The organism is Streptomyces sp. NPDC037083, assembly GCF_055606485.1.
Genome location: NZ_JBVJSQ010000012.1, coordinates 172,755 through 186,672 on the forward strand (window position 1 = coordinate 172,755; position 13,918 = coordinate 186,672).

Sequence of the window (13,918 nt, forward strand, 5' to 3'; positions counted from 1 at the left end):
GATGTACGGGCCCGTAGGGGATGCCATGCCTGAGAGCTACGGGCTGCTCCGGCCGGGCTTTCCACAGGCCGGGTCCCCTCTATTGACGCAGCCTCTAACAACTGTCACATTCGGCGATGTCACGTTACGGGTACGCAGCGCAGCCGACGGGGACGGGTGGGACGGGTGGCATGACGACGGCATCCACGGCATCAAGGGCATCGACGCGCGAACTCTCCGCTGAACTGCGGGGGTTCAGGCAGGTGCAGCGGCTGGCGTACGCGTGCGCGCAGGCCGTCGCCGCCGAACTGCGACCGGGCGTCACCGAGCGGGAGGCCGCCCGGAGGATGCGGGAGTGGCTGCGCGAGCGGGGTGTGCGCGACTGGTTCCACCTGCCGTTCGCCTGGTTCGGGGACCGCACGGCGTTCACCGGCTTCCGGATCCCGCTGCAGTTCTTCCCGACCGACCGACGGCTGGCTCCCGGGATGCCGTTCATCCTGGACCTGGCCCCGGTGTACGAGGGCTTCACGGCCGACATCGGCTACTCGGGCGCGTATGGCGCCCACCCGGTGCAGGAGAAGCTGATGGCCGACCTGGAGGCGCACCGGGAGCTGATCCTGCGCGAGGTGCGCGAGCGGCGGTCGCTGCGCGAGATCTACGCCGACGTCGACCGCCTCATGGTCCGCCAGGGCTACGCCAACCGGCACCGCGCGTACCCCTTCGGCGTGATCGCCCACAAGGTGGACCGGGTGAAGGAGCGCCGCTTCTCGCCCCGCCTGTTCGGGTTCGGCACGCAGTCGCTCAAGGGTCTGGCGTCGGACGCGCTGCACGGCCACCGCGAGGGCTGGTCGCCGCTGTGGTCGCCGTACCGCTTCTCCGACCATCCGCCGCAGCCGGGGCTGTGGGCGGTCGAACCCCACCTCGGGTTCCGGGGCACGGGCGCGAAGTTCGAGGAGATCCTCGTCGTCACCGACTCGAGGGATCCCCGGGAGAGCGCCTTCTGGCTGGACGACGATCTACCGCACGTGAGGCGCTGGGCGGAAAGGAAGGCGGAGCGGAAGGTGGAGAACACGTGACATTGCCTGAAGGCGCGCGTGAGCGCCGGGTGCGAACCGGTGGGATCGAGCTGTGCGTGACCGAGCTCGGCGATCCGCAGCGGCCGACGGTCGTCCTGGTGCACGGCTATCCGGACAGCAAGGAGGTGTGGTCCGAGGTCGCCTCGCGGCTGGCCGATCAATGCCGGCTGCACGTGGTGCTGTACGACGTCCGGGGCCACGGCCGTTCCGGCGCGCCGAAGCCGCTGCGGGGCGGGTTCACCCTGGAGAAGCTCACGGACGACTTCCTGGCGGTCGTGGACGCGGTCAGCCCGGACCGGCCGGTGCACCTCGTGGGGCACGACTGGGGTTCGGTGCAGTCCTGGGAGTTCGTCACCGTGGCACGCACCGAGGGCCGCGTCGCGTCCTTCACGTCGATGTCCGGCCCGTCCCTCGACCACTTCGGCCACTGGATCAACAAGCGCCTGAGCCGCCCGACTCCGCGCCGGGTCGCCCAACTCCTCGGCCAGGGCGCCAAGTCCTGGTACGTGTACCTGCTGCACACCCCCGCGCTGCCCGAACTCGCCTGGCGCGGACCGCTCGGCCGACGCTGGCCGGGCATCCTGCGGCGGTTCGAGAAGGTCCCCGGGGGCGCGTACCCCACGCCGTCCCTGCCGTCGGACGCGGCACACGGCGCCTGGCTGTACCGGGACAACGTGCGGACCCGGCTGCGCCGCCCGAGGCCCGACGCGTACGCGCACGCGCCCGTGCAGCTCATCACGCCCCTGGGGGACAAGTTCCTCTCGGAACGGCTGTACGACGAACTCGAGCAGTGGGTGCCGCGGTTGACGCGGCGCACCCTCGCGGCCGGTCACTGGATCCCGCGCACCCGTCCCGACCAGCTCGCCTCCTGGATCCACGACTTCGTCACGTCGGTGGAGCAGGAGCGGGCGGGCGGGACGGCCGGGAAGGCTCCGGCGACCGACGTCCGTCCGGTGCGCAAGGGGGCCGCCGCCCGGTACGCCGAACGCTTCGGCGGCCAACTGGTGCTGGTCACCGGCGCGGGCAGCGGCATCGGGCGGGCCACCGCGTTCGCGTTCGCCGAGGCCGGCGCACGTGTGATCGCCGTGGACCGGGACGCGGAGGCCGCCGCCCGCACCGCCGAGATGGCGCGGCTGATCGGAGCGCAGGGTGCGTGGGCGGAGACGGCGGACGTCTCCGACGAGCAGGCGATGGAGAAGCTCGCGGCGAGGATCCACACCGACCACGGCGTGCTGGACGTGCTCGTGAACAACGCGGGCATCGGCCTGTCGGGCTCCTTCTTCGACACGACGTCCGACGACTGGCGCAGGGTCCTGGACGTCAACCTCTGGGGTGTCATCCACGGTTGCCGTCTCTTCGGCCGGCAGATGGCCGAGCGCGGGCAGGGCGGCCACATCGTCAACACCGCGTCCGCGGCCGCCTACCAGCCCTCCAAGGCGCTGCCCGCCTACAGCACCTCCAAGGCGGCGGTCCTGATGCTGAGCGAGTGCCTGCGCGCGGAACTGGCCGGTCGCGGCATCGGCGTCTCGGCGATATGCCCCGGCCTGGTGAACACCAACATCACCGCCACGGCGACCTTCGTGGGGGTGGACGCGGAAGAGGAGCAACGCCGCCGGCAGCGCTCCACGCGCGCGTACGGGCTGCGCAACTACCCGCCGGAGAAGGTCGCGGACGCGATTCTGCGCGCGGTCGTGCTCGACGAGGCGGTGGTCACGGTGACCGCGGAGGCGAAGATCTCCCGTGTGCTGGCGCGGTTCCTGCCCGGGGCGGTGCGGGCGCTGGCGCGGGTGGGACCGCCGCTGTGAGCCGGCGAACCGTCCGTCCGCGCCCGGGAGAAGCGCTGGGCGCGGCCGCGGTGTTGACCAAGACGGCCCGGGGAGCCACGCGTTGACCGCGTCCCCGCCTCCCCGGCCGCCGTACCGCATCGAGGCCCTCGCTCATCTCTCCGGCGCCACCGTGCGCACCATCCGCGCCTACCAGGACCGCGGCCTGTTGCCCCGCGCCGAGCGTCAGGGGCGGGCCAACCACTACTCGGACGCCCATCTCACCCGCCTCCACCAGATCGCCGACCTCCTCGACCGCGGCTACACCCTGGCTTCCATCAAAGAGCTCCTCGACGCCCATGACAGCGGACGCGGCCTCGGCGGCGTCCTCGGTCTGGTCGCGGAGGTCGACGGTCCGTGGAGCGACGAACAGCCCTCCCGTGTCTCCCGCGCCGAACTGACCGCCCGCTTCGGGGGTGTGCCGGACGACACCGCGATCGCCGACGCCGTGGCCCTCGGTGTGCTGGAGCCGGCGCCCGGTGAGGAAGACGTCTTCCTCGTGCCCAGCCCTCAAGAGCTGGCGGTGGCCGTGGAGTTGCATGCGGCCGGGGTTCCGCTCGGTGCGATCACCGCGCATCTGCGGGAGTTGAGGGCTCAGGTCGAGCACATCGCTGCCCGCTTCCTGGAGTTCACCGCCGAGCATGTCTTCGCGCGCTACCTCGACGGCCCGCACCGTCCCACCGACGCCGACGCGGCCGAGGCGGCCTCTCTCGTACGACGGCTGCGCCCGCTCGCCCGCCAGACCGTGGACGCCGAACTCGCCCGGGCCATGCGCCTGTTCGCCTCCCTGCATCTGCGCCGCCACCTCGGCTCCGGCGAGGTGCCGACCACCCCCCCGCGGTCGCGTTCCGTGACGATCCCGGCAGACACAATGCGGGCCGTGGAAGCGCTGGTCGGCCGGGAAGGAGCCGCCGCGTTCCTCACGCTCGCCGCCGAACGCGAGGTACGAGCACGCGCGTTGGACGCCCTTGTCTCAAGCTCCCCTGCGGACAGCAAGGTTGGCGAACGCCCCTGAAAAAGCCCGTTGGTTGTCCACAGATCCGCCAATTGGCCTGTGGATAACCACAGTTGGCTGTGGACCAAACCTGGGACCCAAAACTAAATGCGTGATCCGCGTCTCTCGCGCCATGCTTTACGGATGAACGAGAAGGACAGAGCCGAGAGCCGCACCGTGAAGGTGTCGAAGTACCTCTCGAAGCACCTGCGGCATCAGCCCGAGCGCATCGGCCTGACCCTCGACGAGGCCGGCTGGGTCGAGATCGACGAGCTGATCGCGGCGTGCGCCGCGCACGGCTTCCGCTTCACCCGCGACGAGCTGGACCACGTCGTCGCCGCCAACGACAAGAAGCGCTTCGCGATCGAGGGCACGCGGATCCGCGCCAGCCAGGGCCACAGCGTCGAGGTCGACCTCGGACTGCCCCCGGCGACCCCTCCGCCGTACCTCTACCACGGGACGGTGGACCGATACCTGGACGCGATCCGGGCCGAGGGGCTGCGGCCCATGAACCGGCACGACGTGCACCTCTCGGCCGACCGGGAGACCGCGACCCGCGTCGGCGCCCGCCGGGGCCGCCCTGTGGTGCTCTCCGTCGACACGGGGGCCATGCACCGTGACGGCCATGTCTTCCACGTCAGCGCGAACGGCGTGTGGCTGACGAAGGCCGTACCGCCGCAATACCTGCGGTTTCCCGAACGGCACTGAGCCGCCGTTCAGCGCGACGACGTCCCTGCCGGGCAACCGCGTGCGCAAGGAGTACATCCTGGTCGGACTCAGGCCGTGGCCGGCCCGACGCGCACGGTGACGGTTTCACGTGAAACACGGGCGTCCGCATACGCTCGATGACATGAGTCTGCGCCTGAGCACCGTGATCCTCCCCTACCGTCGCTGGCACGAGGGGGGTCGTTCCGCATGGACGCGGGCAGAGCAGCTCGGCTTCCACACCGCGTACACCTACGATCACCTCTCCTGGCGCAGCTTTCGCGACGGGCCCTGGTTCGGCGCGATCCCGACGCTGACCGCCGCCGCGTCCGCCACCGAGCGGCTGCGCCTGGGCACGCTGGTGACCTCGCCGAACTTCCGGCACCCGGTGACCCTCGCCAAGGAACTGATCTCCCTGGACGACATCTCGGGCGGCCGGGTGACCCTGGGGATCGGCGCCGGCGGCACCGGCTTCGACGCCACCGCTCTCGGCCAGGAACCGTGGACGCCGCGCGAGCGGGCGGACCGGCTCGCCGAGTTCGTACCGCTGCTCGACCGGCTGCTCACCGAGGACTCCGTGTCCTACGAGGGCGACTACTACTCGGCGCACGAGGCGCGCAACATCCCCGGCTGCCTCCAGCGCCCCCGGCTGCCCTTCGCGGTCGCCGCGACCGGACCGCGCGGGCTGCGGCTCGCGGCCCGGTACGGACAGGCATGGGTGACCACGGGCGACCCCAGGCTGTACGAGAACGGCACGCCCGAGCAGTCGGTTCAGGCCATTCGTGGCCAGGCCGAGAAGCTCGCCGACGCCTGCGCCGCGCGTGGACGGGACGTGACGGAACTGGACAAGATCCTCCTCACCGGCTTCACCCCGGACCGCGGTCGGCCGCTCGAGTCCCTGGACGCCTTCGTCGACTTCGCCGGGCGGCACCAGGAGCTCGGCTTCACGGAACTCGTGGTCCACTGGCCCATCCCGGACTCCGACTTCGCCGCCGACGAGAAGGTCTTCGAGCAGATCGCCATGGAGGCCCCGGCCCAACTGCGCTGACCTCGGCATCAGGTCAGCCGCGCACCGCCCGGACCTCATGTGCGCGGGCTCTCGCACGATCGTGCGGGCATATGCGCGAGAATGGCCCGGTGACCTCAGCGACTAGACAGCCCGAGACCCCGGCCGCCGCCCTCCCGCCGCGACTGATCGCCACCGATCTCGACGGCACTCTGCTGCGCGACGACAAGTCGGTGTCCGCCCGCACGGTCGCCGCCCTCGCCGCCGCCGAGGAGGCGGGCGTCGAGGTCTTCTTCGTCACCGGCCGACCGGCCCGCTGGATGGACGTGGTCAGCGACCACGTCCACGGGCACGGCCTGGCGATCTGCGGCAACGGCGCCGCCGTGGTCGACCTGCACGGCGGCCCCGGCGCCCACCGGTTCGTGAAGGTGCGCGAGCTGGCGCGGGAGAACGCGCTGGACGCCGTACGGCTGCTGCGTGAGGCCGCGCCCGGGACCATGTACGCCGTCGAGCAGACGTACGGCTTCTACCAGGAGCCGGAGTACCCGAAGATGCACATGGAGATCCCCGACTCCCTCGCCCCGGCCGAGCGGTTGCTGGCGCCGGACGCGCCCGGGGCCGGCGAGCCGGTGCTGAAGATCCTCGCGTTCCACCCGACGATCGACCCCGACGCCTTCCTCACGCTCGCCCGGCTGGCCATCGGCGACCGCGCCAACGTCACCCGCTCCAGCCCCAGCGCCCTGCTGGAGATCAGCGGCCCCGAGGTCTCCAAGGCCAGCACGCTCGCCCTGTGCTGTGCGGAGCGCGGCATCTCCCACGAGGAGGTCGTCGCGTTCGGCGACATGCCGAACGACGTCGAGATGCTCACCTGGGCCGGGCGTTCGTACGCCATGGGCAACGCCCACCCGGACGTCCTCGCGGCGGCCTCAGGCCATACGGTCGCCAACAACGAGGACGGGGTCGCCGTCGTCATCGAGCAGCTGCTCGCCGAGCGGGTGTAGCGCTCACGGCCCGACGGGCGCCCCGCGAGCCGCCAGCCAGGGCACCGGGTCCACCGCCGACCCCGCCTCGGGCGTGACCCGCACCTCGAAGTGCAGATGCGGGCCGGTCGAGTTGCCGGACGTGCCCGACTGCCCGATCCACTGCCCGGTGGACACGCGGTCGCCCTGGTCGACGGTGACCGCGGCGAGATGGGCGTACTGCGTGAAGTAGCCGTCGGCGTGCCCGATCACGATCTCGATCCCGAACGGGCCCCCGCACGACACCCGGACCACCCGGCCCGCACCCACCGCCCGCACCGGCGTCCCGATCGGCACCGCGAAGTCCTGACCGGTGTGCCGGTTCGCCCAGCGATCGCCGCCGCTGCCGAAGGCCGCGGACAACGCGTACGTCTCGACCGGTGCGACCCAGCCGCTCACGACGTGCGTCGTCGAGGGCTGGTCGAGTCGCACGGCGCCGCGGCAGGCTCCTGCGGCGACCGCGACGTCCGCCCGCCCCTGCAACTGCTCCCGCGCCTGCTCGAGCTTGTCGTCGATGTCCTTCTTCAACGCGGCGAGTTCGAGCCTGCGCCGCTCCACCGACCGCCACGCCACGACGGCCTTCGACTCGTCCGCGGCCAGCCGCGCCTCCGCCCGCCGGCTCTTGCCGATCGCGTTGTCGACGGCGAGATTCGCCTGCGAGAAGACGTGCTGACCGCGCATCAGCTCGTCCGGACTGCTCGCCAGGACCATCTGCGCGGCGACCGGCAGCCCGCCCCCGCCACGGTACTGGGCACGGGCGATACGACCCAGGTCCTCGCGGAGCGCGCTCATCTCCCGCCGTTCACGGACGAGGCGGCCCTCCAGCCGCAGAGCCCGCCCCTGCTGCGCCTCCGCCTCGCGTCGCCCGGTCTCGTACCGCTGCGTCGCCACCGCCGCGTCCTCGTACAGCCGCAGCACCCGCCCGCCCAGTTCGGAGTCGGTGCCGTCGCCGGACTCCCCCCGGGCGGGCGCGGGCGCGGCCGCCAGCATCCCCGCCACGCACAATAGGGCCGGAACGAGGAGCGCACGACGGCGAGATGAGCACATGTCAGCGATCGTGCCCCGGCTGAACGCCCCCGGTCCTGTTCAAGTCATACACCTGGGGGACACCACACCCCTGATGGCCCAGTACGGCCGTCAGCGCGCCCCCGCCGGCGCCTCCGCGGCCTCCTCCCGCTCGGCCATCCTCCGCAACGGCCCGTCCACGACGGCCAGCTCCGCGTACGGCCCCCGCTGAACCACCCGGCCGCCGTCCAGCACGATCACCTCGTCGACCGCCTCCAGTCCGGCCAGCCGGTGCGTGATGAGCAGCGTCGTCCGGCCTTCGGTGGCGGCCAGCAGGTCCTGCGTGAGCGCGTCGGCGGTCGGCAGGTCCAGGTGCTCGGCCGGCTCGTCGAGCACCAGGACGGGGAAGTCGGCGAGCAGCGCCCGTGCGAGAGCGAGCCGCTGTCGCTGCCCGCCGGACAGTCTCGCCCCGTGCTCGCCCACGAGGGTGTCGAGCCCGTCGGGCAGACCGTCGGCCCATTCCAGCAGGCGGGCACGCGCCAGCGCGTCCCGCAGGTCCTCCTCGCCGGCCCCCTTCCTCGCGAGCAGCAGGTTCTCGCGGACCGAGCTGTCGAAGAGGTGCGCGTCCTGTGCGCACAGCCCGACGAGGGCGCGCACGTCGTCGCCGTCCAGGGAACGGGCGTCCACGCCGCCCAGCGTGTACGAGCCTGCGCCCGGGTCCAGGAACCGCAGGAGCACCTGGGCGAGCGTGGTTTTGCCGGAGCCGGAGGGCCCCACGACCGCGATCCGGCGACCCTGGGTCAGGGTCAGGCCGACCGCGGTGAGCGCGTTGCGTTCCTGCCCGGCATGTCGCGCGGCCAGGCCCTCGACGACGAGCGGGAAGGGCGACACGGGAGCCTGACGGGGCCGCTCCGGCTCTCGCACCGGCACGGGGGAGTCGAGCACCTCGAACACCCGCTCCGCGCTCCTGCGCACCCGCTGGCGGTACTGCACGGCCATCGGCAGTCCGAGGACGGCCTCGAAGGCGGCCAGCGGGGTCAGGACGACCACCGCCATGGTCACGCCGCCCAGCCTCCCGTCGGCCACCGCCTGGGCCCCCACGAGTGCGGCGGCCGTGACGGTCAGGCCGGAGACCAGGGCGGTCAGCCCGTCGCCGAGCGCGGTGGCGGTCGCTGCACGCGACGCGATCCGGGTGAGCACGCCGTCGGCCGCGCGCACCTCGGCGGTGCGGGCGGGAAGGGCTCCCGCGACGGTCAGTTCGGCCGTGCCGGTGAGCAGGTCCGCCGTGCGGGTGGCGAACGCCCCTCGTGCGGGGGCCAGCCTGAGCTCCGCCCGGCGCGCCACGGCACCGGTGACCAGCGGGACGCCCAGCCCGGCCGTCAGCAGACCGGCGGCGAGCACGGCCCCGGCCGCGGGCAGCAGCCATGCCGTGAAGGCCACGGACCCGGCCGAGACGACGACGGCCGCGCCGACGGGCAGCAGCCAGCGCAGCCAGTAGTCCTGCAGGGCGTCCACGTCGGCGACCAGCCGGGTCAGCAGGTCGCCCCGGCGCGTCGCCCGCAGCCCGGCGGGCGCCAGCCGCTCCAGCCGCCGGTAGACGGCGACCCTGGTGTCGGCCAGCATCCGCAGCACGGCGTCGTGCGAGACGAGCCGCTCCGCGTACCGGAACACCGCCCGCCCGATGCCGAAGGCCCTGGTCGCCGTCACCGCCACCATCAGGTACAGCACCGGCGGCTGCTGCGAGGCCCGTGAGATCAGCCATCCCGAGGTGGCCATGAGCCCCACGGCGCTGCCCAGGGCGAGGCTGCCCAGCAGCAGCGCAAGGCCGAGGCTGCCCCGCCGGGCGCCCGCCATGGCGCGGACCCGGGCGAGGACACTGCCGCCGGCCGCGTCGGCGTCCGGCTGGGCCCCGGTCTCCACGGGCGCCGCCACCGCCTCTTCCGGCAGCGCGGGGGCGTCCTTGGGAGCGGCCTGCGCGGGCCCACGCGCCTCGGTCCCGGTCAACCGCACCACACGGTCCGCCACTGCCAGCAGCGCCGGCCGGTGCACGACCAGCAGGACCGTCCGGCCGGCCGCGAGCCGACGCACCGCCGCCACGATCTCCGCCTCGGTCTCCCCGTCGAGCGCGGCCGTCGGCTCGTCCAGCACCAGCACGGGACGGTCCGCGAGGAACGCCCGGGCGAGCGCGAGTCGCTGCCGCTGTCCGGCGGACAACCCGGTCCCGTCCTCGCCGAGCACGGTGTCGGCGCCGGCGGGCAGCGCGTCGACGAACTCCAGCGCGCCCGCGTCCGCCAGCGCCGCGCGCAGGGCCGCGTCATCGGCGTCGGGGCGCGCCAGCCGCACGTTCTCGGCGATCGTCCCGGCGTAGAGGTGAGGGCGCTGCGGCACCCACGCGATCCGCGACCGCCACTGCTCCAGATCGGCCTGAGCGAGGTCGACTCCCCCGGCCAGCACCCGTCCCCCGGTCGGCCGCACGAAGCCGAGCAGCGCGTGCAGCAGGGTCGACTTGCCCGCGCCGCTCGGTCCCACCAGCGCGACCGTCTCACCGGGTTCGACGGTGAAGCTCACGTCCGAGACGGCGTCGGCGGAGCGCCCCGGGTAGCGGACGGTCACCCCCTCGAAGGCCACTCCGCCCCCGGCCACCGAAACGCTGCCCGACGTCGGCACCGGCGTCTCCAGCACCTCGAAGATCTCCTCGGCGGCCGCCAGACCCTCGGCCGCCGCGTGATACTGCGCGCCGACCTGCCGCAGGGGGAGATACGCCTCGGGGGCCAGTACGAGGATCACCAGCCCGATGTACAGGTCCATCTCGCCGTGCACGAGCCGCATGCCGATCGTCACGGCGACGAGGGCCACCGAGAGCGTCGACAGCAGCTCCAGCGCGAACGACGAGATGAAGGCGATCCGCAGCGTCCGCATGGTCGCCTGCCGGTACTCGCCGGTGATGCGCCGGATCGACTCGGCCTGCGCCTTGGCCCGCCCGAACACCTTCAACGTGGGCAGCCCGGCGACGACGTCCAGGAAGTGGCCGGACAGCCGGGACAGCAGCCGCCACTGGCGGTCCATCCGCGCCTGTGTGGCCCAGCCGATCAGCATCATGAAGACCGGGATCAGCGGCAGAGTGCCGACGATGATCGCGGCGGACACCCAGTCCTCGGTCACGATCCGCGCCAGCACCGCCACCGGCACCACCACCGCCAGCCCCAGCTGCGGCAGATAGCGCGAGAAGTAGTCGTCGAGAGCGTCGACGCCCCGCGTGGCGAGGGCGACCAGCGAACCGGTGCGCTGACCGCCGAGCCAGCCGGGACCCAGCGTGGTGGCCCGCTCCAGCAAGCGTCCTCGCAGCTCCGACTTCACGGCGGCGCTCGCGCGGTGCGCGGCGAGTTCGGTGAGCCAGGCGACCAGGGCGCGACCGCCCGCGACGGCCGCCAACAGCAGCAGGGGAGTGCGCAGTTCGTCGACCGACATGCCGTGCTGGAACGCACCGGTCACCGCTTCGGCGATGAGCATGGCCTGGGCGATGACCAACGCCGCTCCGACAACGCCCAGACCGACGACCGCCACCAGAAAGAGGCGAGTGGCGCCGGCGTACCGGAGCAGACGCGGGTCGATCGGTTTCACGTGAAACACCCTCTTCTCAATGAGCACGTTTCACGTGAAACACGCTCTCTCCTCATGGGGTGCGTTTCATGTGAAACACGCCCCAACCCGGATTCAGTGAACAGACTCCGCGATGTGCTGCGTGCCGATCCGCTTGCGGAACACCCAGTACGTCCACCCCTGGTAGAGCATCACCAGCGGGGTGGCGACCGCCGCACACCAGGTCATGATCTTCAAGGTGTACGGACTCGACGAGGCGTTGGTCACCGTCAGGCTCCAGTCCTCGTTGAGCGAGGACGGCATGACGTTCGGGAACAGCGTCAGGAAGAGCATCGCCACGGCGGCCACGATGGTGACGCCGGAGAAGGCGAACGACCAGCCCTCGCGCCCCGCCTGGTTCGCCACGAGCGCCGCGACCAGGGCGGCGACCGCCACGACCAGCGCGACCAGGCTCTTGGCGTCACCGCTGTCGACCTGCGTCCACAGCAGGAAGACCAGCGCGAGCACAGCGGTCGCGAGCCCCACCTTCAGTGCGAGGTTCCGCGCCCGCTCCCGGATCTCACCGACGGTCTTGAGCGCCGTGAACACCGCGCCGTGGAAGGTGAACAGCGTCAGCGTCACCAGACCGCCCAGCAGCGCGTACGGATTGAGCAGGTCCCAGACGTCGCCCACGTACTCGAAGTGCTGGTCGATCTTCACTCCCCCGACGATGTTGCCGAAGGCGACGCCCCACAGGAACGCGGGGAGCAGCGAGGTCCAGAAGATCGCGGTCTCCCAGTTGCGCTGCCAGTCCTCCTCGGGCCGCTTCGCCCGGTACTCGAAGGCGACACCACGCACGATCAGGCAGACCAGGATGAGCAGCAGGGGCAGGTAGAAGCCGGAGAAGAGGGTGGCGTACCACTCGGGAAAGGCGGCGAAGGTCGCGCCGCCCGCAGTGAGCAGCCAGACCTCGTTGCCGTCCCACACCGGCCCGATGGTGTTGATGAGCACCCGCCGCTCGGGCCGGTCGCGGGCGAGCAGCTTGGTGAGGATGCCGACCCCGAAGTCGAAGCCCTCCAGGAAGAAGTAGCCGGTCCACAGGACGGCGATCAGGACGAACCAGACGTCGTGCAGTTCCATGACTGTGCAGCTCCCTCGGCCTAGTAGGAGAAGGCCATCGGCTTGTCGGCGTCACGGGAGTCGCCGCCGATCTTCGTGGGCGGGTTGAGGTCGGCGTCGGTGAGCTCGGGCGGGCCGGCCTTCACGTACTTGACCAGCAGCTTGACCTCGACGACCGCGAGGACCGCGTACAGCGCCGTGAAGACGATCATCGACGTGAGGACCTCGCCCTGGGAGACCCCGGGGGAGACCGCGTCGCGGGTCTGCAGGACGCCGTAGACGACCCAGGGCTGGCGGCCCATCTCGGTGAAGATCCAGCCCCAGGAGTTCGCGATCAGCGGGAAGCCGAGGGTCCAGATCGCGGCCAGCCAGTAGAGCCTGGTGAGCTGGGGGCCGAGCGCCTTGTTGCGGAAGAGCACCACATGGGGCACCTCGTCCTCGCCGACCCGCAGGTGGGACGGCAGCAGGAACTTCTTGCGGGTGAGCCAGAGTCCGGCCAGGCCGAGCGCGAAGGACGTCATGCCGAAGCCGATCATCCAGCGGAAGCCCCAGTAGGCGACCGGGATGTTGGGCCGGTAGTCGCCGGGCCCGAACTTCTCCTGCTCGGCCTTGTTCACGTCGTTGATGCCGGGGACGTACGAGCTGAAGTCGTCGTTCGCGAGGAAGGACAGCAGGCCCGGTATCTCGATGGCGACCTTGTTGTGCCCCTTCTCGACGTCGCCGTAGGCGAAGACCGAGAAGGGCGCGGGCGCCTCGCCGTCCCACAGCGCCTCGGCTGCGGCCATCTTCATCGGCTGCTGCTTGAACATGACCTTGCCGAGCACGTCACCGCTGACGGCGGTCAGCAGACCGGCGATGACCACGGTGACCAGGCCCAGTCGCAGTGAGGTCTTCATCACGGGGATGTGCTTCTTGCGGTACAGGTGGAAGGCGGCGATGCCGACCATGAAGGCGCCGCCGGTGAGGAAGGCGGCGGACAGGGTGTGGAAGACCTGGCTGAGCGCGGTGTTCTGGGTCAGCACGGCCCAGAAGTCGGTGAGCTCGGCGCGACCCTTCTCCTTGTTGATCCGGTAGCCGACCGGGTGCTGCATCCACGAGTTGGCCGCGAGGATGAAGTAGGCCGACAGGATCGTGCCGATCGAGACCATCCAGATGCAGGCCAGGTGGATCTTCTTCGGCAGCTTGTCCCAGCCGAAGATCCACAGACCGATGAAGGTGGACTCGAAGAAGAAGGCGATCAGGGCCTCGAAGGCCAGCGGAGCACCGAAGACGTCGCCGACGAAGCGCGAGTAGTCGGACCAGTTCATGCCGAACTGGAACTCCTGAACGATGCCGGTGACGACGCCCATCGCGATGTTGATCAGGAAGAGCTTGCCCCAGAACTTCGTCGCCTTCAGGTACTTCTCGTTCTCTGTGCGCACCCAGGCGGTCTGCAGCCCGGCGGTGAGGGCCGCGAGGGAGATCGTCAGGGGAACGAAGAGGAAGTGGTAGACGGTCGTGATGCCGAACTGCCAGCGCGCCAGTGTCTCCGGCGCCAGAGCCAGGTCCACGTCGTAACTCTCCTTACGTCGCCAGGTGGCGGCAAGTTGCCCCGGTATGTCACACCCATCACT

Annotated in this window: 10 protein-coding genes; 6 read left to right on the forward strand and 4 right to left on the reverse strand. The window is 71.4% G+C overall.

Going from position 1 to position 13,918, the window contains the following annotated elements; all coding sequences use genetic code 11:
• The first annotated feature begins 170 nt into the window (after positions 1-170).
• The 6 genes from ACZ7DE_RS29285 to ACZ7DE_RS29310 all read left to right on the forward strand — a co-directional run bounded on the left by ACZ7DE_RS29285 (position 171) and on the right by ACZ7DE_RS29310 (position 6,584).
• The gene (locus ACZ7DE_RS29285) at positions 171-1,055 is read left to right on the forward strand and encodes a M24 family metallopeptidase (protein WP_470766327.1); all 885 of its coding nucleotides are present in this window, start codon (positions 171-173) and stop codon (positions 1,053-1,055) included.
• The gene (locus tag ACZ7DE_RS29290) at positions 1,052-2,860 is read left to right on the forward strand and encodes an SDR family oxidoreductase (RefSeq protein ID WP_470766329.1); all 1,809 of its coding nucleotides are present in this window, start codon (positions 1,052-1,054) and stop codon (positions 2,858-2,860) included. The genes ACZ7DE_RS29285 and ACZ7DE_RS29290 overlap by 4 nt, the downstream gene beginning before the upstream one ends.
• A gap of 82 nt (positions 2,861-2,942) precedes the next feature.
• On the forward strand, positions 2,943-3,893 hold the full coding sequence (locus ACZ7DE_RS29295) for a MerR family transcriptional regulator (protein WP_470766330.1): 951 nt from the start codon (positions 2,943-2,945) through the stop codon (positions 3,891-3,893).
• Positions 3,894-4,016: 123 nt separating this feature from the next.
• Positions 4,017-4,580, forward strand: coding sequence for an RNA 2'-phosphotransferase (locus ACZ7DE_RS29300; RefSeq protein WP_470766332.1), 564 nt, complete (start codon positions 4,017-4,019; stop codon positions 4,578-4,580).
• A 142-nt stretch (positions 4,581-4,722) separates the two neighbouring features.
• Positions 4,723-5,625, forward strand: coding sequence for an LLM class flavin-dependent oxidoreductase (locus tag ACZ7DE_RS29305; RefSeq protein WP_470766333.1), 903 nt, complete (start codon positions 4,723-4,725; stop codon positions 5,623-5,625).
• Positions 5,626-5,696: 71 nt separating this feature from the next.
• Positions 5,697-6,584 carry an HAD hydrolase family protein gene (locus ACZ7DE_RS29310; protein ID WP_470766335.1) on the forward strand — a complete coding sequence of 296 codons (888 nt, stop codon included), beginning with the start codon at positions 5,697-5,699 and terminating at the stop codon, positions 6,582-6,584.
• Between the two features lie 3 nt (positions 6,585-6,587).
• Here ACZ7DE_RS29310 and ACZ7DE_RS29315 read toward each other — a convergent pair whose 3' ends face one another.
• The 4 genes from ACZ7DE_RS29315 to ACZ7DE_RS29330 form a co-directional block, all read right to left on the reverse strand.
• Complete coding sequence (locus ACZ7DE_RS29315; protein ID WP_470766336.1) at positions 6,588-7,649, reverse strand: M23 family metallopeptidase; 1,062 nt, start codon at positions 7,647-7,649, stop codon at positions 6,588-6,590.
• Between the two features lie 90 nt (positions 7,650-7,739).
• Entirely contained in the window at positions 7,740-11,228 is a 3,489-nt protein-coding gene (cydD, locus tag ACZ7DE_RS29320; RefSeq protein WP_470766337.1) for a thiol reductant ABC exporter subunit CydD, read from the reverse strand.
• 93 nt (positions 11,229-11,321) lie between these two features.
• Positions 11,322-12,326: a cytochrome d ubiquinol oxidase subunit II gene (gene cydB, locus ACZ7DE_RS29325; RefSeq protein ID WP_470766340.1), complete on the reverse strand. Its 1,005-nt coding sequence runs from the start codon at positions 12,324-12,326 to the stop codon at positions 11,322-11,324.
• A 20-nt stretch (positions 12,327-12,346) separates the two neighbouring features.
• Positions 12,347-13,855 (reverse strand): cytochrome ubiquinol oxidase subunit I, encoded by a 1,509-nt coding sequence (locus ACZ7DE_RS29330; RefSeq protein ID WP_470766342.1) that lies wholly within the window; start codon positions 13,853-13,855, stop codon positions 12,347-12,349.
• Positions 13,856-13,918 lie beyond the last annotated feature (63 nt).